General features: G+C 74.5%; 20 protein-coding genes. 8 read left to right on the top strand and 12 right to left on the bottom strand.

The genetic code is table 11. The annotated features are described in order from the left end of the window. Nucleotides 1–157 precede the first annotated feature (157 nt). Both HUW36_RS11005 and HUW36_RS11000 read right to left on the bottom strand, forming a co-directional pair. A complete protein-coding gene (locus HUW36_RS11005; protein ID WP_174528050.1) occupies nt 158–454 on the bottom strand; it encodes a MoaD/ThiS family protein in 297 nt (98 codons plus the stop codon). Next, nucleotides 451–1,566 (bottom strand): WD40/YVTN/BNR-like repeat-containing protein, encoded by a 1,116-nt coding sequence (locus tag HUW36_RS11000; RefSeq protein WP_174528049.1) that lies wholly within the window; start codon nt 1,564–1,566, stop codon nt 451–453. Before HUW36_RS11000 ends, HUW36_RS11005 begins: the two co-directional genes overlap by 4 nt. Before the next feature lie 163 nt (nt 1,567–1,729). On the opposite strand from HUW36_RS11000, the gene HUW36_RS10995 reads away from it, so the two are divergent. Beyond that, nucleotides 1,730–2,140 carry an MmcQ/YjbR family DNA-binding protein gene (locus tag HUW36_RS10995; protein WP_174528048.1) on the top strand — a complete coding sequence of 137 codons (411 nt, stop codon included), beginning with the start codon at nt 1,730–1,732 and terminating at the stop codon, nt 2,138–2,140. A gap of 1 nt (nt 2,141) precedes the next feature. Here the strand turns inward: HUW36_RS10995 and HUW36_RS10990 are convergent, their stop codons facing one another. After that, complete coding sequence (locus HUW36_RS10990; protein ID WP_174528047.1) at nt 2,142–2,678, bottom strand: GNAT family N-acetyltransferase; 537 nt, start codon at nt 2,676–2,678, stop codon at nt 2,142–2,144. 113 nt (nt 2,679–2,791) lie between these two features. On the opposite strand from HUW36_RS10990, the gene HUW36_RS10985 reads away from it, so the two are divergent. Further along, nucleotides 2,792–3,670: an alpha/beta hydrolase family protein gene (locus HUW36_RS10985; RefSeq protein ID WP_174528046.1), complete on the top strand. Its 879-nt coding sequence runs from the start codon at nt 2,792–2,794 to the stop codon at nt 3,668–3,670. Nucleotides 3,671–3,680: 10 nt separating this feature from the next. Here the strand turns inward: HUW36_RS10985 and HUW36_RS10980 are convergent, their stop codons facing one another. Next, the gene (locus HUW36_RS10980; RefSeq protein WP_174528045.1) at nt 3,681–4,256 is read right to left on the bottom strand and encodes a TetR/AcrR family transcriptional regulator; all 576 of its coding nucleotides are present in this window, start codon (nt 4,254–4,256) and stop codon (nt 3,681–3,683) included. 147 nt (nt 4,257–4,403) lie between these two features. On the opposite strand from HUW36_RS10980, the gene HUW36_RS10975 reads away from it, so the two are divergent. Together HUW36_RS10975 and HUW36_RS10970 are read left to right on the top strand one after the other, a co-directional pair. After that, entirely contained in the window at nt 4,404–5,423 is a 1,020-nt protein-coding gene (locus HUW36_RS10975) for an aldo/keto reductase (protein WP_174528044.1), read from the top strand. 25 nt (nt 5,424–5,448) lie between these two features. Further along, a complete protein-coding gene (locus HUW36_RS10970; protein WP_174528043.1) occupies nt 5,449–5,865 on the top strand; it encodes an ASCH domain-containing protein in 417 nt (138 codons plus the stop codon). A gap of 6 nt (nt 5,866–5,871) precedes the next feature. On the opposite strand, the gene HUW36_RS10965 is transcribed toward HUW36_RS10970, so the two are convergent. Genes HUW36_RS10965 through HUW36_RS10955 form a run of 3 tightly spaced genes read right to left on the bottom strand, consistent with a single transcriptional unit; the run spans nt 5,872 to nt 8,555 of the window. Further along, entirely contained in the window at nt 5,872–6,813 is a 942-nt protein-coding gene (locus HUW36_RS10965) for an inositol-3-phosphate synthase (protein WP_174528042.1), read from the bottom strand. A 51-nt stretch (nt 6,814–6,864) separates the two neighbouring features. Beyond that, entirely contained in the window at nt 6,865–7,647 is a 783-nt protein-coding gene (locus HUW36_RS10960; protein ID WP_174528041.1) for an ABC transporter permease, read from the bottom strand. After that, complete coding sequence (locus tag HUW36_RS10955) at nt 7,644–8,555, bottom strand: ABC transporter ATP-binding protein (RefSeq protein WP_174528040.1); 912 nt, start codon at nt 8,553–8,555, stop codon at nt 7,644–7,646. The genes HUW36_RS10960 and HUW36_RS10955 overlap by 4 nt, the downstream gene beginning before the upstream one ends. A 109-nt stretch (nt 8,556–8,664) precedes the next feature. Here HUW36_RS10955 and HUW36_RS10950 point away from each other — a divergent pair, with 109 nt between their 5' ends. Continuing rightward, nucleotides 8,665–9,852, top strand: coding sequence for a sensor histidine kinase (locus HUW36_RS10950; protein ID WP_174528039.1), 1,188 nt, complete (start codon nt 8,665–8,667; stop codon nt 9,850–9,852). Beyond that, on the top strand, nt 9,849–10,532 hold the full coding sequence (locus tag HUW36_RS10945; protein WP_174528038.1) for a response regulator: 684 nt from the start codon (nt 9,849–9,851) through the stop codon (nt 10,530–10,532). The genes HUW36_RS10950 and HUW36_RS10945 overlap by 4 nt, the downstream gene beginning before the upstream one ends. 24 nt (nt 10,533–10,556) lie before the next feature. Here the strand turns inward: HUW36_RS10945 and HUW36_RS10940 are convergent, their stop codons facing one another. Then, complete coding sequence (locus tag HUW36_RS10940; protein WP_174528037.1) at nt 10,557–11,684, bottom strand: CaiB/BaiF CoA transferase family protein; 1,128 nt, start codon at nt 11,682–11,684, stop codon at nt 10,557–10,559. A gap of 168 nt (nt 11,685–11,852) precedes the next feature. On the opposite strand from HUW36_RS10940, the gene HUW36_RS10935 reads away from it, so the two are divergent. Continuing rightward, entirely contained in the window at nt 11,853–12,689 is an 837-nt protein-coding gene (locus tag HUW36_RS10935) for a glycosyltransferase family 8 protein (RefSeq protein ID WP_174528036.1), read from the top strand. Between the two features lie 70 nt (nt 12,690–12,759). Here HUW36_RS10935 and HUW36_RS10930 read toward each other — a convergent pair whose 3' ends face one another. From HUW36_RS10930 to HUW36_RS10915, 4 genes are all read right to left on the bottom strand, one after another. Next, nucleotides 12,760–13,134, bottom strand: coding sequence for a VOC family protein (locus HUW36_RS10930; protein WP_174528035.1), 375 nt, complete (start codon nt 13,132–13,134; stop codon nt 12,760–12,762). 18 nt (nt 13,135–13,152) lie between these two features. Next, nucleotides 13,153–13,419: a DUF5988 family protein gene (locus tag HUW36_RS10925; RefSeq protein ID WP_174528034.1), complete on the bottom strand. Its 267-nt coding sequence runs from the start codon at nt 13,417–13,419 to the stop codon at nt 13,153–13,155. Nucleotides 13,420–13,628: 209 nt separating this feature from the next. Continuing rightward, complete coding sequence (locus HUW36_RS10920) at nt 13,629–14,369, bottom strand: ABC transporter permease (RefSeq protein ID WP_174528033.1); 741 nt, start codon at nt 14,367–14,369, stop codon at nt 13,629–13,631. Then, nucleotides 14,366–15,298: an ABC transporter ATP-binding protein gene (locus HUW36_RS10915; RefSeq protein ID WP_174528032.1), complete on the bottom strand. Its 933-nt coding sequence runs from the start codon at nt 15,296–15,298 to the stop codon at nt 14,366–14,368. Before HUW36_RS10915 ends, HUW36_RS10920 begins: the two co-directional genes overlap by 4 nt. Before the next feature lie 347 nt (nt 15,299–15,645). Here HUW36_RS10915 and HUW36_RS10910 point away from each other — a divergent pair. Further along, nucleotides 15,646–15,854, top strand: a 209-nt coding sequence (locus tag HUW36_RS10910) for a hypothetical protein (protein ID WP_174528031.1), incomplete at its 3' end; no start/stop codon positions are given.

Genomic DNA, 15,854 nt, shown 5'->3' with positions numbered 1-15,854 from the left:
GCCCGGTCCCGGGGCGGCGGCGGAGCGGGCGCGGGCCCGGTGCAGCCGGCGAGGGTCAGCGCGGCGACCGCCGCCCATCCGATGGCTCGGGTTCTCGCACAGGTCATGGCTCGTCAGACGTGGCCACGCCGCAGGCGGTTCCCACGCCCCCGACGGTTCAGCCGCCGGCCATCGCACCGAGCACGATGAACGGCTCCTTGCCGGCGACCACCTCCTCGGGCAGCGGCGCGTCCGGCGACTCGTGGGACAGGTCCAGCTCGCAGGCGTAGAAGCGGACGAACGGGCGGCGCTCGCCGCTGTGCCGGTCGCGGATCGTGCCCAGCAACATCGGATACGCGCTCTCCAGCGCGTCCAGCACCTCCCGCTGGGTGGGTGGGCCGGCCACCTCGACGCGTACCTCGCCGGTGACGTGCGCCAGGTTCTTCAGGTGGGCCGGCAGCACCACCCGGATCACGGCAGCACCTGGACCTCGACGGAGAGCACCGCCGGCAGGTCCCGCACGATCGGCGCCCACGTGTCGCCGGCGTCGGCCGAGTGGTAGACCTGGCCGCCGGTGGTGCCGAAGTAGATCCCGCACGGGTCGAGGGTGTCGACCGCCATGGCGTCGCGCAGCACGTTGACGTAGCAGTGCGACTGCGGCAGTCCCTCGGTCAGCGGCTCCCAGTGCTCGCCCCCGGTGCGGCTGCGGTAGACGCGCAGCTTGCCCTCCGGCGGGTAGTGCAGCGAGTCGCTGGTGATCGGCACCACGTAGATCGTCTCCGGCTCGTGGGCGTGCACCGCGATCGGGAAGCCGAAGTCCGTCGGCAGGTCGCCGCTGACCTCGCGCCAGCTCGCGCCCGCGTCGTCGGTGCGCATGACGTCCCAGTGCTTCTGCATGAACAGCGTGTCCGGCCGGGACGGGTGCTGGGCGAGGCGGTGCACGCAGTGGCCGACCTCGGCGTCGCCGTCGGGGATCTCCCCCGAGCGCAGGCCCTTGTTGATCGGCAGCCAGCTCGCGCCGCCGTCGTCGCTGCGGAACGCGCCCGCGGCGGAGATCGCGACGTAGATCCGGTCGCGGTCGGCCGGGTCGAGCAGGATCGTGTGCAGGCACATCCCGCCCGCGCCGGGCTGCCAGCCCGGGCCGGTCGGGTGCTGGCGCAGGGCGGTCAGCTCCGACCACTTCTGCCCGCCGTCGGTGGACAGGTAGAGCGCCGCGTCCTCGCCACCGGCGTAGACCGTGTCGGGGTCGTGGCGGGACGGCTCCAGGTGCCAGATCCGCTTGAACTCCCACGGCCGGGGCGTGCCGTCGAACCAGAGATGCTGCCCGACCTCGCCGCTGTAGGCGAAGTCGTTGCCGACCGTGTTCCAGGTCCGGCCGCCGTCGTCCGAGCGCTGGATCAGCTGCCCGAACCAGCCGCCGGACTGGGACGCGTAGAGCCGGTCGGGCTCGACCGGCGAGCCGGTCAGGTGGTAGATCTCCCAGCCACCGAAGTGGGGGCCGTCCACCGTCCAGTCGTCGCGCCGACCGTCCGACGTCAGGATGAACGCGCCCTTGCGCGTGCCGACAAGTACCCGTGTGGTGGTCACGTCTTTGCCTCCGTTCGACAGTTCTCCCGGGTCTGACCGTGCGCCGTGCCGAAACTCATCGCTGTCGTACTCCCCGGGTACGACAATCGGCGTGCGGACGGGCGGCGGCAAGGCCGCCGCGCCGGCCGTCCGGCTTGTCGGTGGGGGCCGTTAACCTGCGCGCATGAGCGGCCCCGGAGACGTCCCACCCGCGTACCTCGACCGCCTGCGGCCGGTCTGCCTCGGCCTGCCGGAGACCTACGAGGAGCCGGCCTGGGTGGGCACCCGCTGGCGGATCCGGTCGCGCACGTTCGCCCACGTGCGCACCGTCGGCCCCGACCACCAGACGGCTGACGCCCGGGCCGCGACGGGCGACGATCCGCTCTGCGTGCTGACGTTCCGCTCCCCCGGCGACGAGATCGCCGGGCTGCTCGCGGCCGGGCCGCCCTTCTACTCACCCGGCTGGGGCGCCGACGTGGTCGGGATGGCGCTCGACGACGAGACCGACTGGACCGAGGTCGCCGAACTGCTCACCGAGAGCTACTGCGTGCTGGCCCCGAGGAAGCTGGTCGCGCTCGTCGACCGGCCGGGGTGAGTCAGCCGAGCTTCCTGCGCAGCGTCTCGAACGCCAGGTCCGGCCGGCGCGGCAGGCCGAAACGCTCGTCGCCGTACGGGAACGGGCTCCGCTCGCCGGTGCGGGTGTAGCCGCGCCGCTCGTACCAGGCGATCAGGTCGTCGCGCTGGACGATCACGGTCATCCGCATCTCACCGGCGTGCCACTGCTCCCGGGCGTACCGCTCCGCCTCGGCCAGCAGCTCCCGGCCCAGCCCGCCGCCCTGCCGCCCGGGCGCGACCGCGAACATGCCGAAGTAGACGTGGTCGTCGCGGCGTTCCAGCTGGCAGCAGGCGACCGTCGCGTCGTCCTCGGTCAGGACCAGGACCACGCCGTCCGGGGCGGTCACCGCGGCGGACACCATCTCCGGGTCGGTGCGCTGCCCGTCGAGCAGGTCCGCCTCGTGGGTCCAGCCCGCCCGGGCGCGTTCACCCCGGTACGCCGACTCGATCAGGTCGACGAGCGCGGTGACGTCGGCGGGGCCGGCGACCCGGACGGCACGGGGTGCGGGGCTGGTCATCACTGTTCTCCACGGTCACGGCGGCGGGCCCGACTAGCGTACGCAGGCCCCGGTGCGACGCGGCCGGCGGCACGGGGCGGCCGGAACCGGCCCGGCGTGGTTGACTGCCCGGCATGGAGACGACGGTCGGAGCGCCGGGCCTGCCCGCCGTGCTCGATCTGCCGGCCGGGCCGGTCCGGGGCGGCCTGGTCGTGCTGCACGGCTCCCACGCCGACGAGCGTTCCTACTTCCTCTACACGCACCTGGCCCGGCTGCTGCCCCCGGCCGGCGTCGCGGTGCTGCGCTACGACCGCCGTCCGCGCGTGGTCGGCCACGACGTGCCCTTGGCCGACCAGGCCGAGGACGCGGCGGCCGCCGTGGCCGAGCTGCGCCGGCACGTCGGTGCGGCGCCGGTCGGCATCTGGGGGTTCAGCCAGGGCGCGTGGGCGGCGGCGGTGACCGCCGCCGGTCACCCGGTCGACTTCCTGGTCCTGGTCGGGTGCAGCGGGGTCGGCCCGGCCGCCCAGATGCGCTACGGCACCGCCGAGCAGTTGCGCCGGCACGGCTACGGCCCGGCCGACGTGGCCGAGCTGACCCGGCTGCGCGGCGTCGCCGAGGATTTCCTGCGCGGCGACGTGCCCCGCCCGGTGGCACAGGCGGAGCTGGACGCCGCCGTCCGGCGGCCCTGGTTCCCGCTGGCGTTCCTGCCCGACGAACTGCCCGAGACGCCGGGCACCTGGGCCGACATGGACTTCGACCCGGCTCCGGTCCTGGCCCGGCTGACCTGCCCGGTGCTGCTCTGCTACGGCGAGACCGACGCGTGGATCCCGATCGAGGAGAGCCTCGCGGTGTGGCGACGGGCCGCCCGCGGCGCGGAGCTGACCGTGGCCCGGCTGACCGGCTGCGACCACGCACCCACCCTGGGCGAGGGCGAGGACCTGGGCAGCGTGAGCCCGCAGTACGAGGCCGTCCTGCTCGACTGGCTCGACCGGCGGCTGCCGCCCGCCGGCTGACCTCGGCGGCTCAGGTTCGCAGCCGCAGCCCGTCCAGGAGCAGGCCGACGAGCCGGCGCGCGTCGTAGCGGGGGTCGCTGTCCGCGCCGACGCACAGGTTCCCGACCCCGCGCAGCAGCTGGTAGGCGTCCACGTCCGCGCGGATCTCGCCGGCCGTCGCGGCGGCGTCCAGCAGTCGGGCGCAGACCGGCACCAGCCGGTCGACGAAGTAGGCGTGCAGCGCGTCGAACTGGGCGCTGTCCGCGCGCAGCGCGGCGGCCAGCCCGTGCTTGGTGACCAGCAGGTCGACGAACTGGTCGACCCACCCGGTCAGCGCGGCGTACGGGTGCGCCGCCTCGGCGAGATGGGTCGGGCCCGCCTCCGCGCACGCCTCCACCTGGTGCCGGTAGACGGCCACGACGAGGTCGGCCCGGGTCGGGAAGTGCCGGTAGACGGTGCCGACGCCGACCCCGGCGGCGGCGGCGATGTCGCGGACCGGGGCTTCGACGCCGGCCGCGACGAACACCGCCGCGGCGGCGTCGAGCAGGGCCTGCTGGTTGCGGCGGGCGTCGGCCCGCCGGCGGGCCTGACCGGTGGCGTCGGTCACACCGTCCGTCCTCTCCTCGGGGTTGGCAAAGCGGAACACGGTTCCGTATCGTTACCGGAGCAACGTTCCGCCTAGCCATGATGCCAGGCGGAAGGGCGAACCACCCAGGCAGGGCCACGACCACCGTGGCCGCCGGAAGGGAACACCATGCAGTACCGCACCCTGGGGCGCACCGGCGTACAGGTCAGCACGCTCGCGCTCGGCACGATGAACGTCGGCCCGATCGGAGGCACCTCCCAGGCGGAGGCCGACGCGCTGGTCGGCGCCGCCCTCGACGCCGGCGTCAACCTCGTCGACACCGCTGACGTCTACGGCAACGGCCTCTCCGAGGAGATGGTCGGGCGGGCTCTCGCCGGACGCCGGGACGACGTGGTGCTGGCGACCAAGGCGGCCCTGCCGATGGGCGAGGACCGCAACCACCGGGGCGGCTCCCGGCGCTGGCTGGTCACCGCGCTGGAGGACAGCCTGCGCCGGCTCGGCGTCGACCACGTGGACCTCTACCAGATCCACCGCTGGGACCCGGCCACCGACGACGAGGAGACCCTGTCGGCGCTGACCGACCTGCGTCGCGCTGGCAAGATCCGCTACTTCGGCACCTCCACCTATCCGGCGCACCGCCTGGTCGAGGCACAGTGGACGGCCCGGGAGCACCACCTCGGCCGGTACGTCACCGAGCAGCCCAGCTACTCGATCCTGCAACGCGGCATCGAGGCGCACGTCCTGCCGGTGGCCCAGCGGTACGGGCTCGGCGTGCTGGTCTGGAGCCCGCTCGCCTCCGGCTGGCTCTCCGGGGCGATCCGGGCCGACCGCGCGATCGCCACCCACCGGTCCACGTTCATGCCGCAACGCTTCGACCCCGCCGTCGGAGCCAACCAGGCCCGGATGGACGCCGTGGAGCGACTGGCCACGGTCGCCGACGAGGCCGGCCTCACGCTGATCCAGCTCGCCCTCGGCTTCGTCACCGCGCACCCGGCGGTGACCGGCGCGCTCATCGGTCCCCGCACGCCCGAGCACCTACGCGCGCAACTGGCCGCCGCGGACACCGTGCTCACCCCGGACGTGCTCGACGCGATCGACGCGATCGTCGCCCCCGGCGTCGACCTGGCGCCGCACGAGAAGAACGACACCCCGCCGGCCCTGCTCGACCCGGCGCTGCGCCGGCGCTGACGTCGCCCCCGGCTACGCTGCCGCCATGGACGACGCGCTGCCCCCGTACGAGTTCGCCTTCCCGGGCCCGCTGCGCGACCGGCTGGTCGCCGCGGTGCGCGACGGGAGCAAGACCGGCACCACCGGGCTGCTCCAGGACTACGAGATCGAGGGCGAGCCGCTGCCGACGCCCGGCTCCCGGTACGCGGTCGTCGACTCCGCCGGCCGAGCGGTGGCCGTGATCGAACTGGTCGAGGTCCGCGTCGCCCGAGTCGGCGACGTGGACCTCGACCACGCGCGCGCCGAGGGCGAGGGGTACGCGTCGGTCGCGCAGTGGCGCGCCGGGCACGAGGCGTACTGGCACGGCCCGGACTACCGGGGCTGGCTCGGCGATCCGGGGTTCACGGTGGACGACGGCACCCCTGCCGTGCTGGAACGGTTCCGGTTGGTCGAGCCGCGGTGACGCGACTCAGACCGGCGTTCCGGGCGGGGACTTGAGCAGTGACGCGGTCTCCGCGAGGTGACCACCACGACCCGCGCGCCCGGCGGCCGCCGCCATCCGGACGAGGTCGATGTTCACCCCCGCGGCCCCGCTGGGGTCGTGCACCGTCAGCCGCACGTCCAGGCTGACCGCCGTCTCCCCCCAGCCCTGCGCCTCGAGGTTGAGGTGCGCGACCTTCCGGGAACCGAGGTGCGGCAGGTAGCCCAGCGGGGCCATCTCCACCTTGTCGGAGCCCAGCGCGTTGAGCTTCGACTGCTTCTTCGTGTTCGCGTTCTCCACCAGGTTGCGGAAGTCCTCCGTGCCGCCGAGGTTGACCTGGTAGGAGCTGACCAAGGTCAAGCCACGCTCCGCCAGCAGCCGCAGCAGCGCGGCGTGCACCACGGAGGTGCCGAACTGACTGGCCAGGTCGTCGCCGATCAGCGGCAGGCCGGCGGCGGCGAACCGGTCGAGCAGCTCGGGATCACGGGCGACGGGGTCGGAGGTGGTGTTGACGAACGCCACCCGCGCCCGCAGGGCCGCCTCGGCGTAGGCGCGGGCGGTGGCCGGCCGGCCGCTGGGCGCCGAGTAGAGCAGGACCTCGGCGCCGCCCAACGCCCCGGCCACCCGCTCGACCTCCGTCGCGTCGACGAGACCACGCTGGACCCGGACGCCGGACGGCGGGAGTTCCGCGTCGAGGCGGGGGAAGTTGTTGGGTGGCACGAAGATCGCCTCGTGCAGGTCCGCGCCCACCCGCGCCTCGGACATCGCGAACGCCGCGACGATCCCGACGTCCCCCACCCCGAAGCCGGCGACCTCGGGGCGGTGGACACCGACCAGGCGACCGGTCACGCGGTGCAGGTTGATGCCCTGCACGAGGGCCGACGTGTTGTTCCCGACACCGACCACGGCGATCTTCACCTGTTCACTCATCGCGCGAGGCTACCCGGCTCGGCGCGACGGCGTCGGACCGTCGTCGCGCGCTCAACCCACGTCCCGGCGGACGAAGGCGACGGCACCGGCGACGAGCGCGACGACCGCGTACCCGGCCAACACACCGACCGCGCCGGCCGGCGGCAGCAGGTACGGCCCGTCCGCGCCGGTGAACTGCGCGGTGAGGTTGGGCAGCAGCACCGAGCCGCAGCGCAGCCGCCACACCGGTGGCAGGAAGGACGCGACGACCGGCGCCACCAGTACGAGCCCGCCCAGCGTCACGAGCGTCGCGGCGGTGGAGCGCAGCAGCGCGCCGAGCCCGAGCGCCACCACGGCGGCCACGGTGACGGTCAGCGTCGCGCCGGCGACCGTCGCCACCGCGTCGGTCCACACCGGCCAGGGGTGCGGCGGCGCGGGACGCCCACCGAGCAGCAGGGTCGCGCCGGCAACGGTCGACGACGCGGACAGCAGCCCGCCGACCAGTCCGCAGCCGGCCGCCACCGTCGCCTTGGCGCCGAACAGCAGCGGCCGCTGCGGCACGGCAAGCAGAGCCGGGCCGATGGATCCGGTGGCGAACTCCCCGGTGACCGACGCGGCGGCGACCGCGCCGACGAGGAACATCACGAACGGCACGACCACCACGGTCGGGTCGACGGTCTCGAAGTTGGCCCGCTCCGCCGGCGGCGCGGCGTCGAAGGTCCGGATCAGCAGCGCCAGCAGGAGCAGCCCGAGCAGGGTCACCACCGCCGCCCCGGCGAGGAAGGCGTACGTCGAGCGCAGCGTGCGCAGCCGCATCCACTCGGCGGCCACGGCGTCCCGGAACACGGCGGTCATGCCGCCCCCTCCTCGTTGCGGTACTCCGCCTCGGTTCCGGTCAGCTCCAGGTAGACGTCCTCCAGGCTGGCGCCGCGGCGGGTCAGCCCGTGGACCGGGATCGCCGCCCGCGCGGCCGCGTCGCCGACGACCGCCGGATCGAGGCCGGCCACCGACAGTTCGCCGGCGACGCCGGGGGTGACCGACGCGCCCAGGCCGGTCAGGACTGTGGCGAGGTCGGCCGCGCGCGGGGAGCGGACCACGACGTCGGTCGCGCCGCGGTTGCGCAGGGCGGCCACCGGAGCGGAGTCGAGCAGCCGGCCCCGGCCGATCACCAGGACGTGGTCCACGGTGAGCGCCACCTCGGCCATCAGGTGGCTGGAGAGCAGCACCGTGCGCCCCTCGGCGGCCAGGGCCCGCAGGGTGGACCGCAGCCAGCGGACACCGGCGGCGTCCAGGCCGTTGACGGGCTCGTCCAGCAGCAGCACCGCCGGGTCGCCGAGGAGCGCGGCGGCGAGCCCCAGCCGCTGCCGCATCCCGAGCGAGAACCCGCCCACCCGCCGCCCGGCGACCTCCGTCAGGCCGACCCGCGCCAGCACGTCGCGTACCCGTCGCGCGCCGAGACCGTTGCTGCGGGCCAGGCAGGCCAGGTGGTCGGCGGCGGTACGCCCCGGGTGCACGGCGTCGGCGTCGAGGACCGCACCCACGTCGCGCAGCGGGCGGCGGATCCGGTCGTAGCGTCGCCCGCCGATGGTGGCGGAGCCGGAGGTGGGGCGGTGCAGTCCGAGCAGGACCCGCAGCGTGGTGGACTTGCCCGCGCCGTTGGGGCCGAGGAATCCGGTCACCACGCCCGGTCGGACCTCGAACGAGAGGCGGTCGACGGCCGTCCGGCGGCCGTACCGTTTGGTCAGTTCCGTCACGACGATCACCGCACCGACGGTTCCAGGCGCGGCCGGTCCGCGCGTCGGGCCACGGTCGGACGCCGACGTCCGACCACGGTCAGACGCGCCCGCACCCGACGCCGGATACGGTGAGCCCGTGCCTGCCCGTCTCCCGGTACGCGGCGTCCTCGTGGACGGCGCGGTCGCGCTCGCGCTGACGTACCTCGTGGTCGCGGCCACCCTCGACCCGCCGGGTCCGGCGTTCACCGGGACGGTATGGCTGGTCTGGCTCACCGGCGCCGCGCTGGGCCTGTCGTCGGCGCTGCGCCGGCTGCGTCCGGCATCGACGGCTCTGCTGGTGACGGCGGTGGCCGCGACGGCGACCGCGACCGGCGTCGTCGGTGCGGGCGTCATCTGGGTGTCGTGGGCGCCCGTCGGGTTGGTGTTGTCCACCGCCGCCGCCCGGTCCGGCCGGACCGCCGCCGTCTCCGCGCTGGTCGGCGCGCTGGCCGCGGCCGCGGTCACCGTCCCGTGGTTCTACCGGCGTACCGGTATCGCGACGGCGGACGCGCCCGCCAGCGAGGTGCCGCTGTGGTGGCAGGTCGAGCTGGGCACCGTCGCGGTGCTGCTCGGCGCGGCCTGGGCCACCGGTCGGGTGGTCCGCTGGCGGCGGGCCGTGGCGGCCGAGTCGGCCCGGCGCTCCGCCGCCGAGGCGGTGGCCGCGGAACGGCTCCGGATCGCCCGGGAGGTGCACGACATCGTCGGGCACAGCCTGAGTCTGATCGCGGTGCGGGCGACCGTGGCCAACCACGTCGCGGCGCACCGACCGGACGAGGCGAGCGCCGCGCTGGCCACCATCGAACGCACCAGCCGGGCCGCGCTCACCGAGATCCGTCATCTGCTCGACGTGCTGCGCACCGACGACGGTGGCGACGCGGAACTCGCCCCGGCCCCGGGCGTCGCCGACCTGCCCGACCTCGCCGACCGGGTGCGCTCCGTCGGCGTGCCGGTGGAGCTGCGGGTGAGCGGCGCGGACGACCTGCCGCCGGGAATCGACCGCACCGTGTACCGGATCGCCCAGGAGGCGCTGACCAACGTGCTCCGGCACGCCGACGCCCGGCGGTGCCGGGTCACGGTGCGCGCCGCCGACGACCTGGTGCGCGTCGAGGTCGTCGACGACGGCCGGCCGCGTCGCGCGGCGGACCGGCGGGGTGGTGGGCGTGGGCTGGTCGGGATGCGCGAGCGGGTCACCGCCTACGGCGGCACGCTGACCACAGGTGTCCGGCCCGACGGCGGGTTCCGGGTCGTCGCGGACCTCCCGTACCCCCGCCGGGAGCACCCGTGACGGTGTCGACCTCCGACGTCCGGGTGCTCGTGGCCGACGACCACCCACTGATCCGGGAGAGCTTCCGGACCCTGCTCGACGTGTCGCCGGGCTTCACCGTCGTCGGCGAGGCCGGCACCGGGACGGAGGCGGTGCGGCTGGCCCGACTGGTGGAGCCCGACGTGGTGCTGATGGACGTGCGGATGCCCGGCATGGACGGCATCGAGGCGACCCGGCGCATCGGCGCCGACCCGGACACCGCCGCGGTGCGGGTGCTCATCCTCACCACGTTCGACCTGGACGAGTACGTCTACGCCGCGCTCGCCGCCGGTGCCAGCGGGTTCCTGGTGAAGGACGCCACCGCCGCCGACCTGCTGGCCGCCGTCCGGGTGGTGGCCGCCGGGGACGCGCTGCTGGCGCCCGGCGTCACCCGGCGGCTGATCGGCGCGTTCGCGCGGCAGGCACCCGGCGGCTCCGCAGACCGGCCCACCCTGGCCGGCGTCACCGAGCGGGAGCGGGAGGTGCTGACGTTGATCGCGCGGGGGCTCAACAACGCGGAGATCGCCCAGCGGCTGCACGTGACGGTCGGCACCGTCAAGACCCACATCGGACGCCTGCTGGCCAAGCTCGCCGCACGGGACCGGGCGCAGCTGGTCATCACCGCCTACGAGACGGGTCTGGTGACGCCGGAACGCCGGTGAGCGGCCGGGTCCGGGGCGTCGCGGTCAGCCGCCGGACAGCCAGGCGCGCAGCTCCGCGCCGTGCGCGTCCAGGCCCGGCGGCGGCAGGTCGTAACGGGGCGGGGTGTCCGACAGGCCGACCGGGTGGCGGATCCCCGGCACCCCACCGACCGTCACCACCGGGTCCAGCCCGAGCCGATCGGCAAGCGCCACCCCCTCGGCGACCGAGTTGATCGGGCCGCACGGCACACCGGCCGCGCGCAACGCGGCGGACCACTCGGCGCTGCCCCGCCGGGACAGCGCGGCGACCAGCAGCGGGCGCAGCGCGCCGCGGTGCGCGGTGCGGTCGGCGTTGGCCCGGAACCGGGGGTCGGCCGCCAGCTCCGGCACGCCGAGGACCCGGCAGAGGGTACGGAACTGGCCGTCGTTGGCGGCGATCACCACCAGCTCGCCGTCGGCGGTGGGCAGCGGCTCGTACGGCACGATGCTCGGGTGGGCGTTGCCCGTCCGGTGCGGCACCACTCCCCCGGCGACGTGCGCGCTCGCGTGGTTGACCAGCCCGGACAGCGCCGAGGAGAGCAGGTCCACGGTGACGTGCTGCCCGCGTCCGGTCGCCTCCCGGTGGCGCAGCGCGGCCAGGATCCCGACGGCCGCGTGCAGCCCGGCGATCACGTCGAAGACGGCCACGCCGGCCTTGACCGGTGGGCCGTCGGCGGCGCCGGTGAGGCTCATCAGCCCGGCGGCGGCCTGCACCAGGAGGTCGTACCCGGGCAGGTCGGCGCCGTCGGCGGCGCCGAAACCGCTGATCGAGGCGTAGACCAGGCGGGCGTTGCGCGCGGTGACCGTGTCGTGGTCGAGGCCGAACCGGCGCAGCGCGCCGGGACGGAAGTTCTGGACCAGCACGTCGGCGCGGTCGGCCAGGCGGTGCGCCAGCACGAGGTCGGCGGGATCGGCCAGGTCGAGGACCAGGGAGCGCTTGTTGCGGTTGACCGCGAGGTAGTAGGTGGAGACCTCGTCGCGCACCGGCGGGCGCCAGTTCCGGGTGTCGTCGCCGTGCGGCGACTCCACCTTGACCACGTCCGCGCCCAGGTCGGCCAGGAGCATCGTCGCGTACGGGCCGGCCAGGATCCGGGAGAAGTCGGCGACGAGCACCCCGTGCAACGGACCCGGCATGCCGCCTCCCTCCACGCCGGCCCACGATGGCACACCGGAAAGTGAGGGGCGAATTCAGGGGTTGCCTTTCGCACCCCCTGAGCACATTGACGTTCCTTGCCGGGCCCCGAATTCCGCGGCTACGTTCTCGAAAGTCGCGCTCACGCATCGACGCGAAGGAGAGCACGCGTGGACCTCACCCTGACCTTTGACAACGCGTACGCGGCACACGCCGCGGTCGTGATGTCGACAGTCGCCGAGTCGAACCCGGGCGAGCAGCTCCGGTACTGGCTGGTCGCCGCCGACGACGTGCCGGCCTCCGCCCGGGCCACCCTCACCCGGATCGCCGGTCCACACGCGACAGTGGAGTTCCTGCGGGTGGACGCGTCCCGGGTGAACCTGTCCAAGGGCAGCGACCCGGTGATGGCTTACCTGTCCCCGGCGATGTACCTGCGGCTGCTGGTCCCCGCGGAGCTGCCGCCGGACGTGGGCCGGGTGCTCTACCTGGACTGCGACACGTTGTGCGTGAACAGCCTGAAGCCGCTGTTCGAGGTGGACATGGGCGGCGTGCCGCTGGGCGGGGTGCGCGACCCGTTCAACCGCCGCCTGCTGGACATGGGCGGGATCCCCGGCCTGGCCGGGTACGACCACCTCGACCCGCACGGGCTCTACTTCAACTCCGGCGTGCTGCTGATCGACGTGCGGCGGTGGAAGGAGTGCGAGGTGACCGAGGTGTCGCTGGACTACCTGCGCCGGCACGCGCACGAGTCCCGCTACCCGGACCAGGACGCGCTCAACTTCGCCGTGTTCGACAACTGGCTGCGCCTGCCGCACCGGTGGAACGACCTGATGGCGTGGCGGCGGGAGCCGGAGTTCGGCGGCAAGCTGAGCGACTCGGCGATCCTGCACATGGCCGGTCCGGTCAAGCCCTGGCAGCCCGGCTTCCCGACGGGCGCGAGGCGGGACCTCTACTGGCAGCACCGCCGGCGCAGCGGTGGCGGCCTGGGCTCGACGCTGCGCCGCTGACCGGGTCGGCCGTACGCGACGGCCCCGCCACCTCGTCGGGTGGCGGGGCCGTCGCCTCGTCGGTGGACACCTATCCGGGGCTCGCCCCGGGCACCGCCCAGCGCAGACCGGCCGGGTCCCGGAACACCACGCCCGCCGGCGGACCGCCGTGGGCCGGCTCCAACGTGGCGCCAGCGGCCAGCGCCCGCTGCACGAGCAGGTGCGGGTCGGCCGGGGCGAGCGACAGCGGCCCGCCCGACCCGCCCGGCTCGCCCGGCGGGTCGCACCATTCGCTGACCGTCAGCCGGTGCCCGTCGACGACCAGTTCGGCGTGCAGGACCCGGCCGTCCAGCAGGCACTCCCGTTGCACCGGGACGGCCTCGAAGACCTCCACGTAGAACGCGGTCACCGTGGCCACGTCGGCCACCGTCAGGTGCGCACCGTTGCGCGGATCCCCGACGCCCATCGCGTTACCGCCTCTCGTTCACTCCGCGATACGGGTACGGCCGGTCCAGCGGAACACCGCGGGCGTGCCGTCCACGGCGCCGCCGGGATCCCGCTCGAAGTGCTCGTAGCCCCCGTAGTGCCGTACCTTGATCTTGGATTCCACCGGGGAGACCCGGTGGCTGCGCAGCTCGGCCGGCAGCGTCGCCGGCCCGCCCTCCAGCACCGCCTCGACGATGCCGCTGGCCTCGGCGCCTATCAGACGGGCCGTCGCCGACCCTCCGGCGGGATCGGAAGAAGCTGTCATGACACGACCTCCGTCGCTCGTCGTTCCGCCTCGCCATGCGCGCGCCGCAATTGCCGCACGCATTTCACCGAGCGGACCGTCGCCGATTTCGCCGCACGCCGGAATTGGCGATCCGACAGTTTTCGAAGACGATCCCTCGTGGTCAGAACGTAATCCAGCTCACACTTCCGAAGAACCCTTAGCCACCCCCTAGCGGGGCGTCGGCGGCCCTACTCCCAGCGGAACAGGCGGGTGGCGAGCAGGCAGCCCACGACGGCGGTGCCGGCCAGCACGAGCAGCTGCGACACGGCGGGGGTCTGCCCCGCCCAGGCGGCCGAGATGGTGTCCACGGTGGCGCCCAGCGGTGAGTACTCGCCGATCCGGGCCAGCACCGTGGGCATCTGGTCGCGGGGCAGCCAGGCCCCGGCCAGGAAGAGCAGCGGGAAGAACAGCGTCGGCCCGATCGACTGCGCCGCCCGCGCCGACGGGGCGAGCGCCGCGATGAGCAGGCCGATCGCGAACAGGCAGGCGACCCCGAGCAGGAACGCCAGCACGAAGCCGGGCACGTTGGCCGGCGCCGGCTGGTCCAGCAGCAGACGGACGCCGAGCGCGGTGACCACCGCGCCGGCAACGCCCATGACCAGGTTGACCACCACCTGGGCGACGAGCAGCAGCGCCGGGCTGACCGGCGTGGTGGCCAGCCGCCGCAGCACCTTGCGCTCGCGGTAGATGCCCAGCGCCATGGGCAGCGTGAACAGCGCGAGCATCCCGATGGTCAACGACAGCGCGATGGACGGCAGGAACGTCAGCTCGCCGTGCTGCCCGGTGGCCGCCTCCGGCTGCGCCCCGCGCTGCGGCAGCCCGAAGACCAGCATCAGGCCCAGCGGCAGCGCGAAGACGAAGAACAGCGAGACCGGCTCGCGCAGGAACAGCTTGGCCTCGACGGCGACGAGCTTGGACAGGGCGTTCACGATGACCTTCCGTCGAGCGCCGGCGGTGCGCCGGCGTGACCGGTGAGGGAGACGAAGGCGTCGTCCAGGGTGGGCTGGTCGACCCGCAGGCCGGAGTAGCGGATCTTCCGCTCGGCCAGCGCCGACAGCACGGCCTGGAGCACCTCCTCGGGGCCGGTGACGGTGACCTCGTCGCCGTCCCGGCGCACGGAGGTGACCTCGGGCAGGGCGGCGAGGACCGCGTCGTCGAGCCGGTCCACCGGGCGGAAGTGCACCCGGTGCTCGCCGTCCACCCGCGACATCAGGCCGGACGGGGTGTCGATGGCGACCACCCGGCCCGCGTCGATGACCGCGAGCCGGTCGCAGAGCCGCTCGGCCTCGGCCATGAAGTGGGTGACCAGCACGACCGTCACGCCCCGGTCGCGGATCCGCTCGACCAGGTCCCAGGTGTCCCGCCGGCCCTTCGGGTCCAGCCCGGTGGTCAGCTCGTCGAGGATGGCGATCTCGGGTCGGCCGACCAGTGCCAGCGCCACCGACAGGCGTTGCTTCTGGCCGCCGGAGAGCTTGTGGAACGCCGTGTCGCGCTGCTCGGCCAGCCCCAGGTCGGCCAGCAGCTCGTCGATGTCGGCCCGGTTGCGGTAGAAGGACCGGTAGAGGTCCAGCGCCTCGCGTACCCGCAGCTTGTCGGGGAGCTGGCTCTCCTGCAGCTGGGCGCCGACCCGCTGGCGCACCTCGGTGCGGTCCCGTACCGGGTCGAGGCCGAGCACCCGCACGGTGCCGCGGTCGGCGCGGCGCAGACCCTGCACGCACTCCACCGTGGTGGTCTTGCCGGCGCCGTTGCGGCCGAGCACCCCGAAGATCTCGCCCTGCTCCACGGTGAACGAGACGTCGTCGACGGCCACCTTGTCGCCGTATCTCTTGTGCAGGTGCTCGACCTCGATGACCGGCATCTGGCGGGGTCCTCCGTCGCGTGCGGGTGCCGCCGGGCCCTTGAGGTGTCACGGCGTCGGGTGCGGGAACGGGCCGGCCCGCCCCGGCGGGTCGACGCCGACCATCATCCGGGCAACCGAGGCCCGGTTCAACCCTTCGGCCGATGAATGGGGGGTGTCGGCCGTCGACCAGGGGTGTCGGACGGTCACCCGGCGTGTCGGCCGCCGGAGGTCCGCCGGCGGCGCGACGGTAGGGGTGGCCCGTCCTCCGGCGGGCCGGTTACGGTCGGGCGTCCGGAGGACGGCGCCGGCCGTACCCGTCACCGGGGCGACACCCCCGGCGCCGACCGAGCGCGAGAGGGGCGTCCGTGCCGCTGCTGAGCTGGCTCGACAGGACCACCGACGAGCGTCCGGACGCGGTCCGGGTGGACGATCGCGCGACGTCCTGGGTGGAGCTGCGTCGGGCCGCCGCCGCGGTCGCCGTGGCCCTGCGCGCGGCCATGGACCGGGAACTGCGCGCCGTGGGGCTCTCCGTGCCCCAGTACGCCTGCCTGAGACTGCTCGCCCACGGCACCGG

The organism is Micromonospora maritima, assembly GCF_902825405.1.
Taxonomy (GTDB): domain Bacteria; phylum Actinomycetota; class Actinomycetes; order Mycobacteriales; family Micromonosporaceae; genus Micromonospora; species Micromonospora maritima.
Note: the sequence above shows the minus strand (reverse complement) of the source record. Positions and strands in the feature narration are given on the sequence as shown.

What these genes read in the sequence shown, in the direction of transcription:
- HUW36_RS10965 (WP_174528042.1), bottom strand. Translation starts at nt 6,813, where the DNA reads ATGAGTGAACAGGTGAAGATCGCCGTGGTCGGTGTCGGGAACAACACG.
- HUW36_RS10970 (WP_174528043.1), top strand. Translation starts at nt 5,449, where the DNA reads ATGGACGACGCGCTGCCCCCGTACGAGTTCGCCTTCCCGGGCCCGCTG.
- HUW36_RS10995 (WP_174528048.1), top strand. Translation starts at nt 1,730, where the DNA reads ATGAGCGGCCCCGGAGACGTCCCACCCGCGTACCTCGACCGCCTGCGG.
- HUW36_RS10975 (WP_174528044.1), top strand. Translation starts at nt 4,404, where the DNA reads ATGCAGTACCGCACCCTGGGGCGCACCGGCGTACAGGTCAGCACGCTC.
- HUW36_RS10925 (WP_174528034.1), bottom strand. Translation starts at nt 13,419, where the DNA reads ATGACAGCTTCTTCCGATCCCGCCGGAGGGTCGGCGACGGCCCGTCTG.
- HUW36_RS10915 (WP_174528032.1), bottom strand. Translation starts at nt 15,298, where the DNA reads ATGCCGGTCATCGAGGTCGAGCACCTGCACAAGAGATACGGCGACAAG.
- HUW36_RS10930 (WP_174528035.1), bottom strand. Translation starts at nt 13,134, where the DNA reads ATGGGCGTCGGGGATCCGCGCAACGGTGCGCACCTGACGGTGGCCGAC.
- HUW36_RS10960 (WP_174528041.1), bottom strand. Translation starts at nt 7,647, where the DNA reads ATGACCGCCGTGTTCCGGGACGCCGTGGCCGCCGAGTGGATGCGGCTG.
- HUW36_RS10985 (WP_174528046.1), top strand. Translation starts at nt 2,792, where the DNA reads ATGGAGACGACGGTCGGAGCGCCGGGCCTGCCCGCCGTGCTCGATCTG.
- HUW36_RS10940 (WP_174528037.1), bottom strand. Translation starts at nt 11,684, where the DNA reads ATGCCGGGTCCGTTGCACGGGGTGCTCGTCGCCGACTTCTCCCGGATC.
- HUW36_RS10990 (WP_174528047.1), bottom strand. Translation starts at nt 2,678, where the DNA reads ATGACCAGCCCCGCACCCCGTGCCGTCCGGGTCGCCGGCCCCGCCGAC.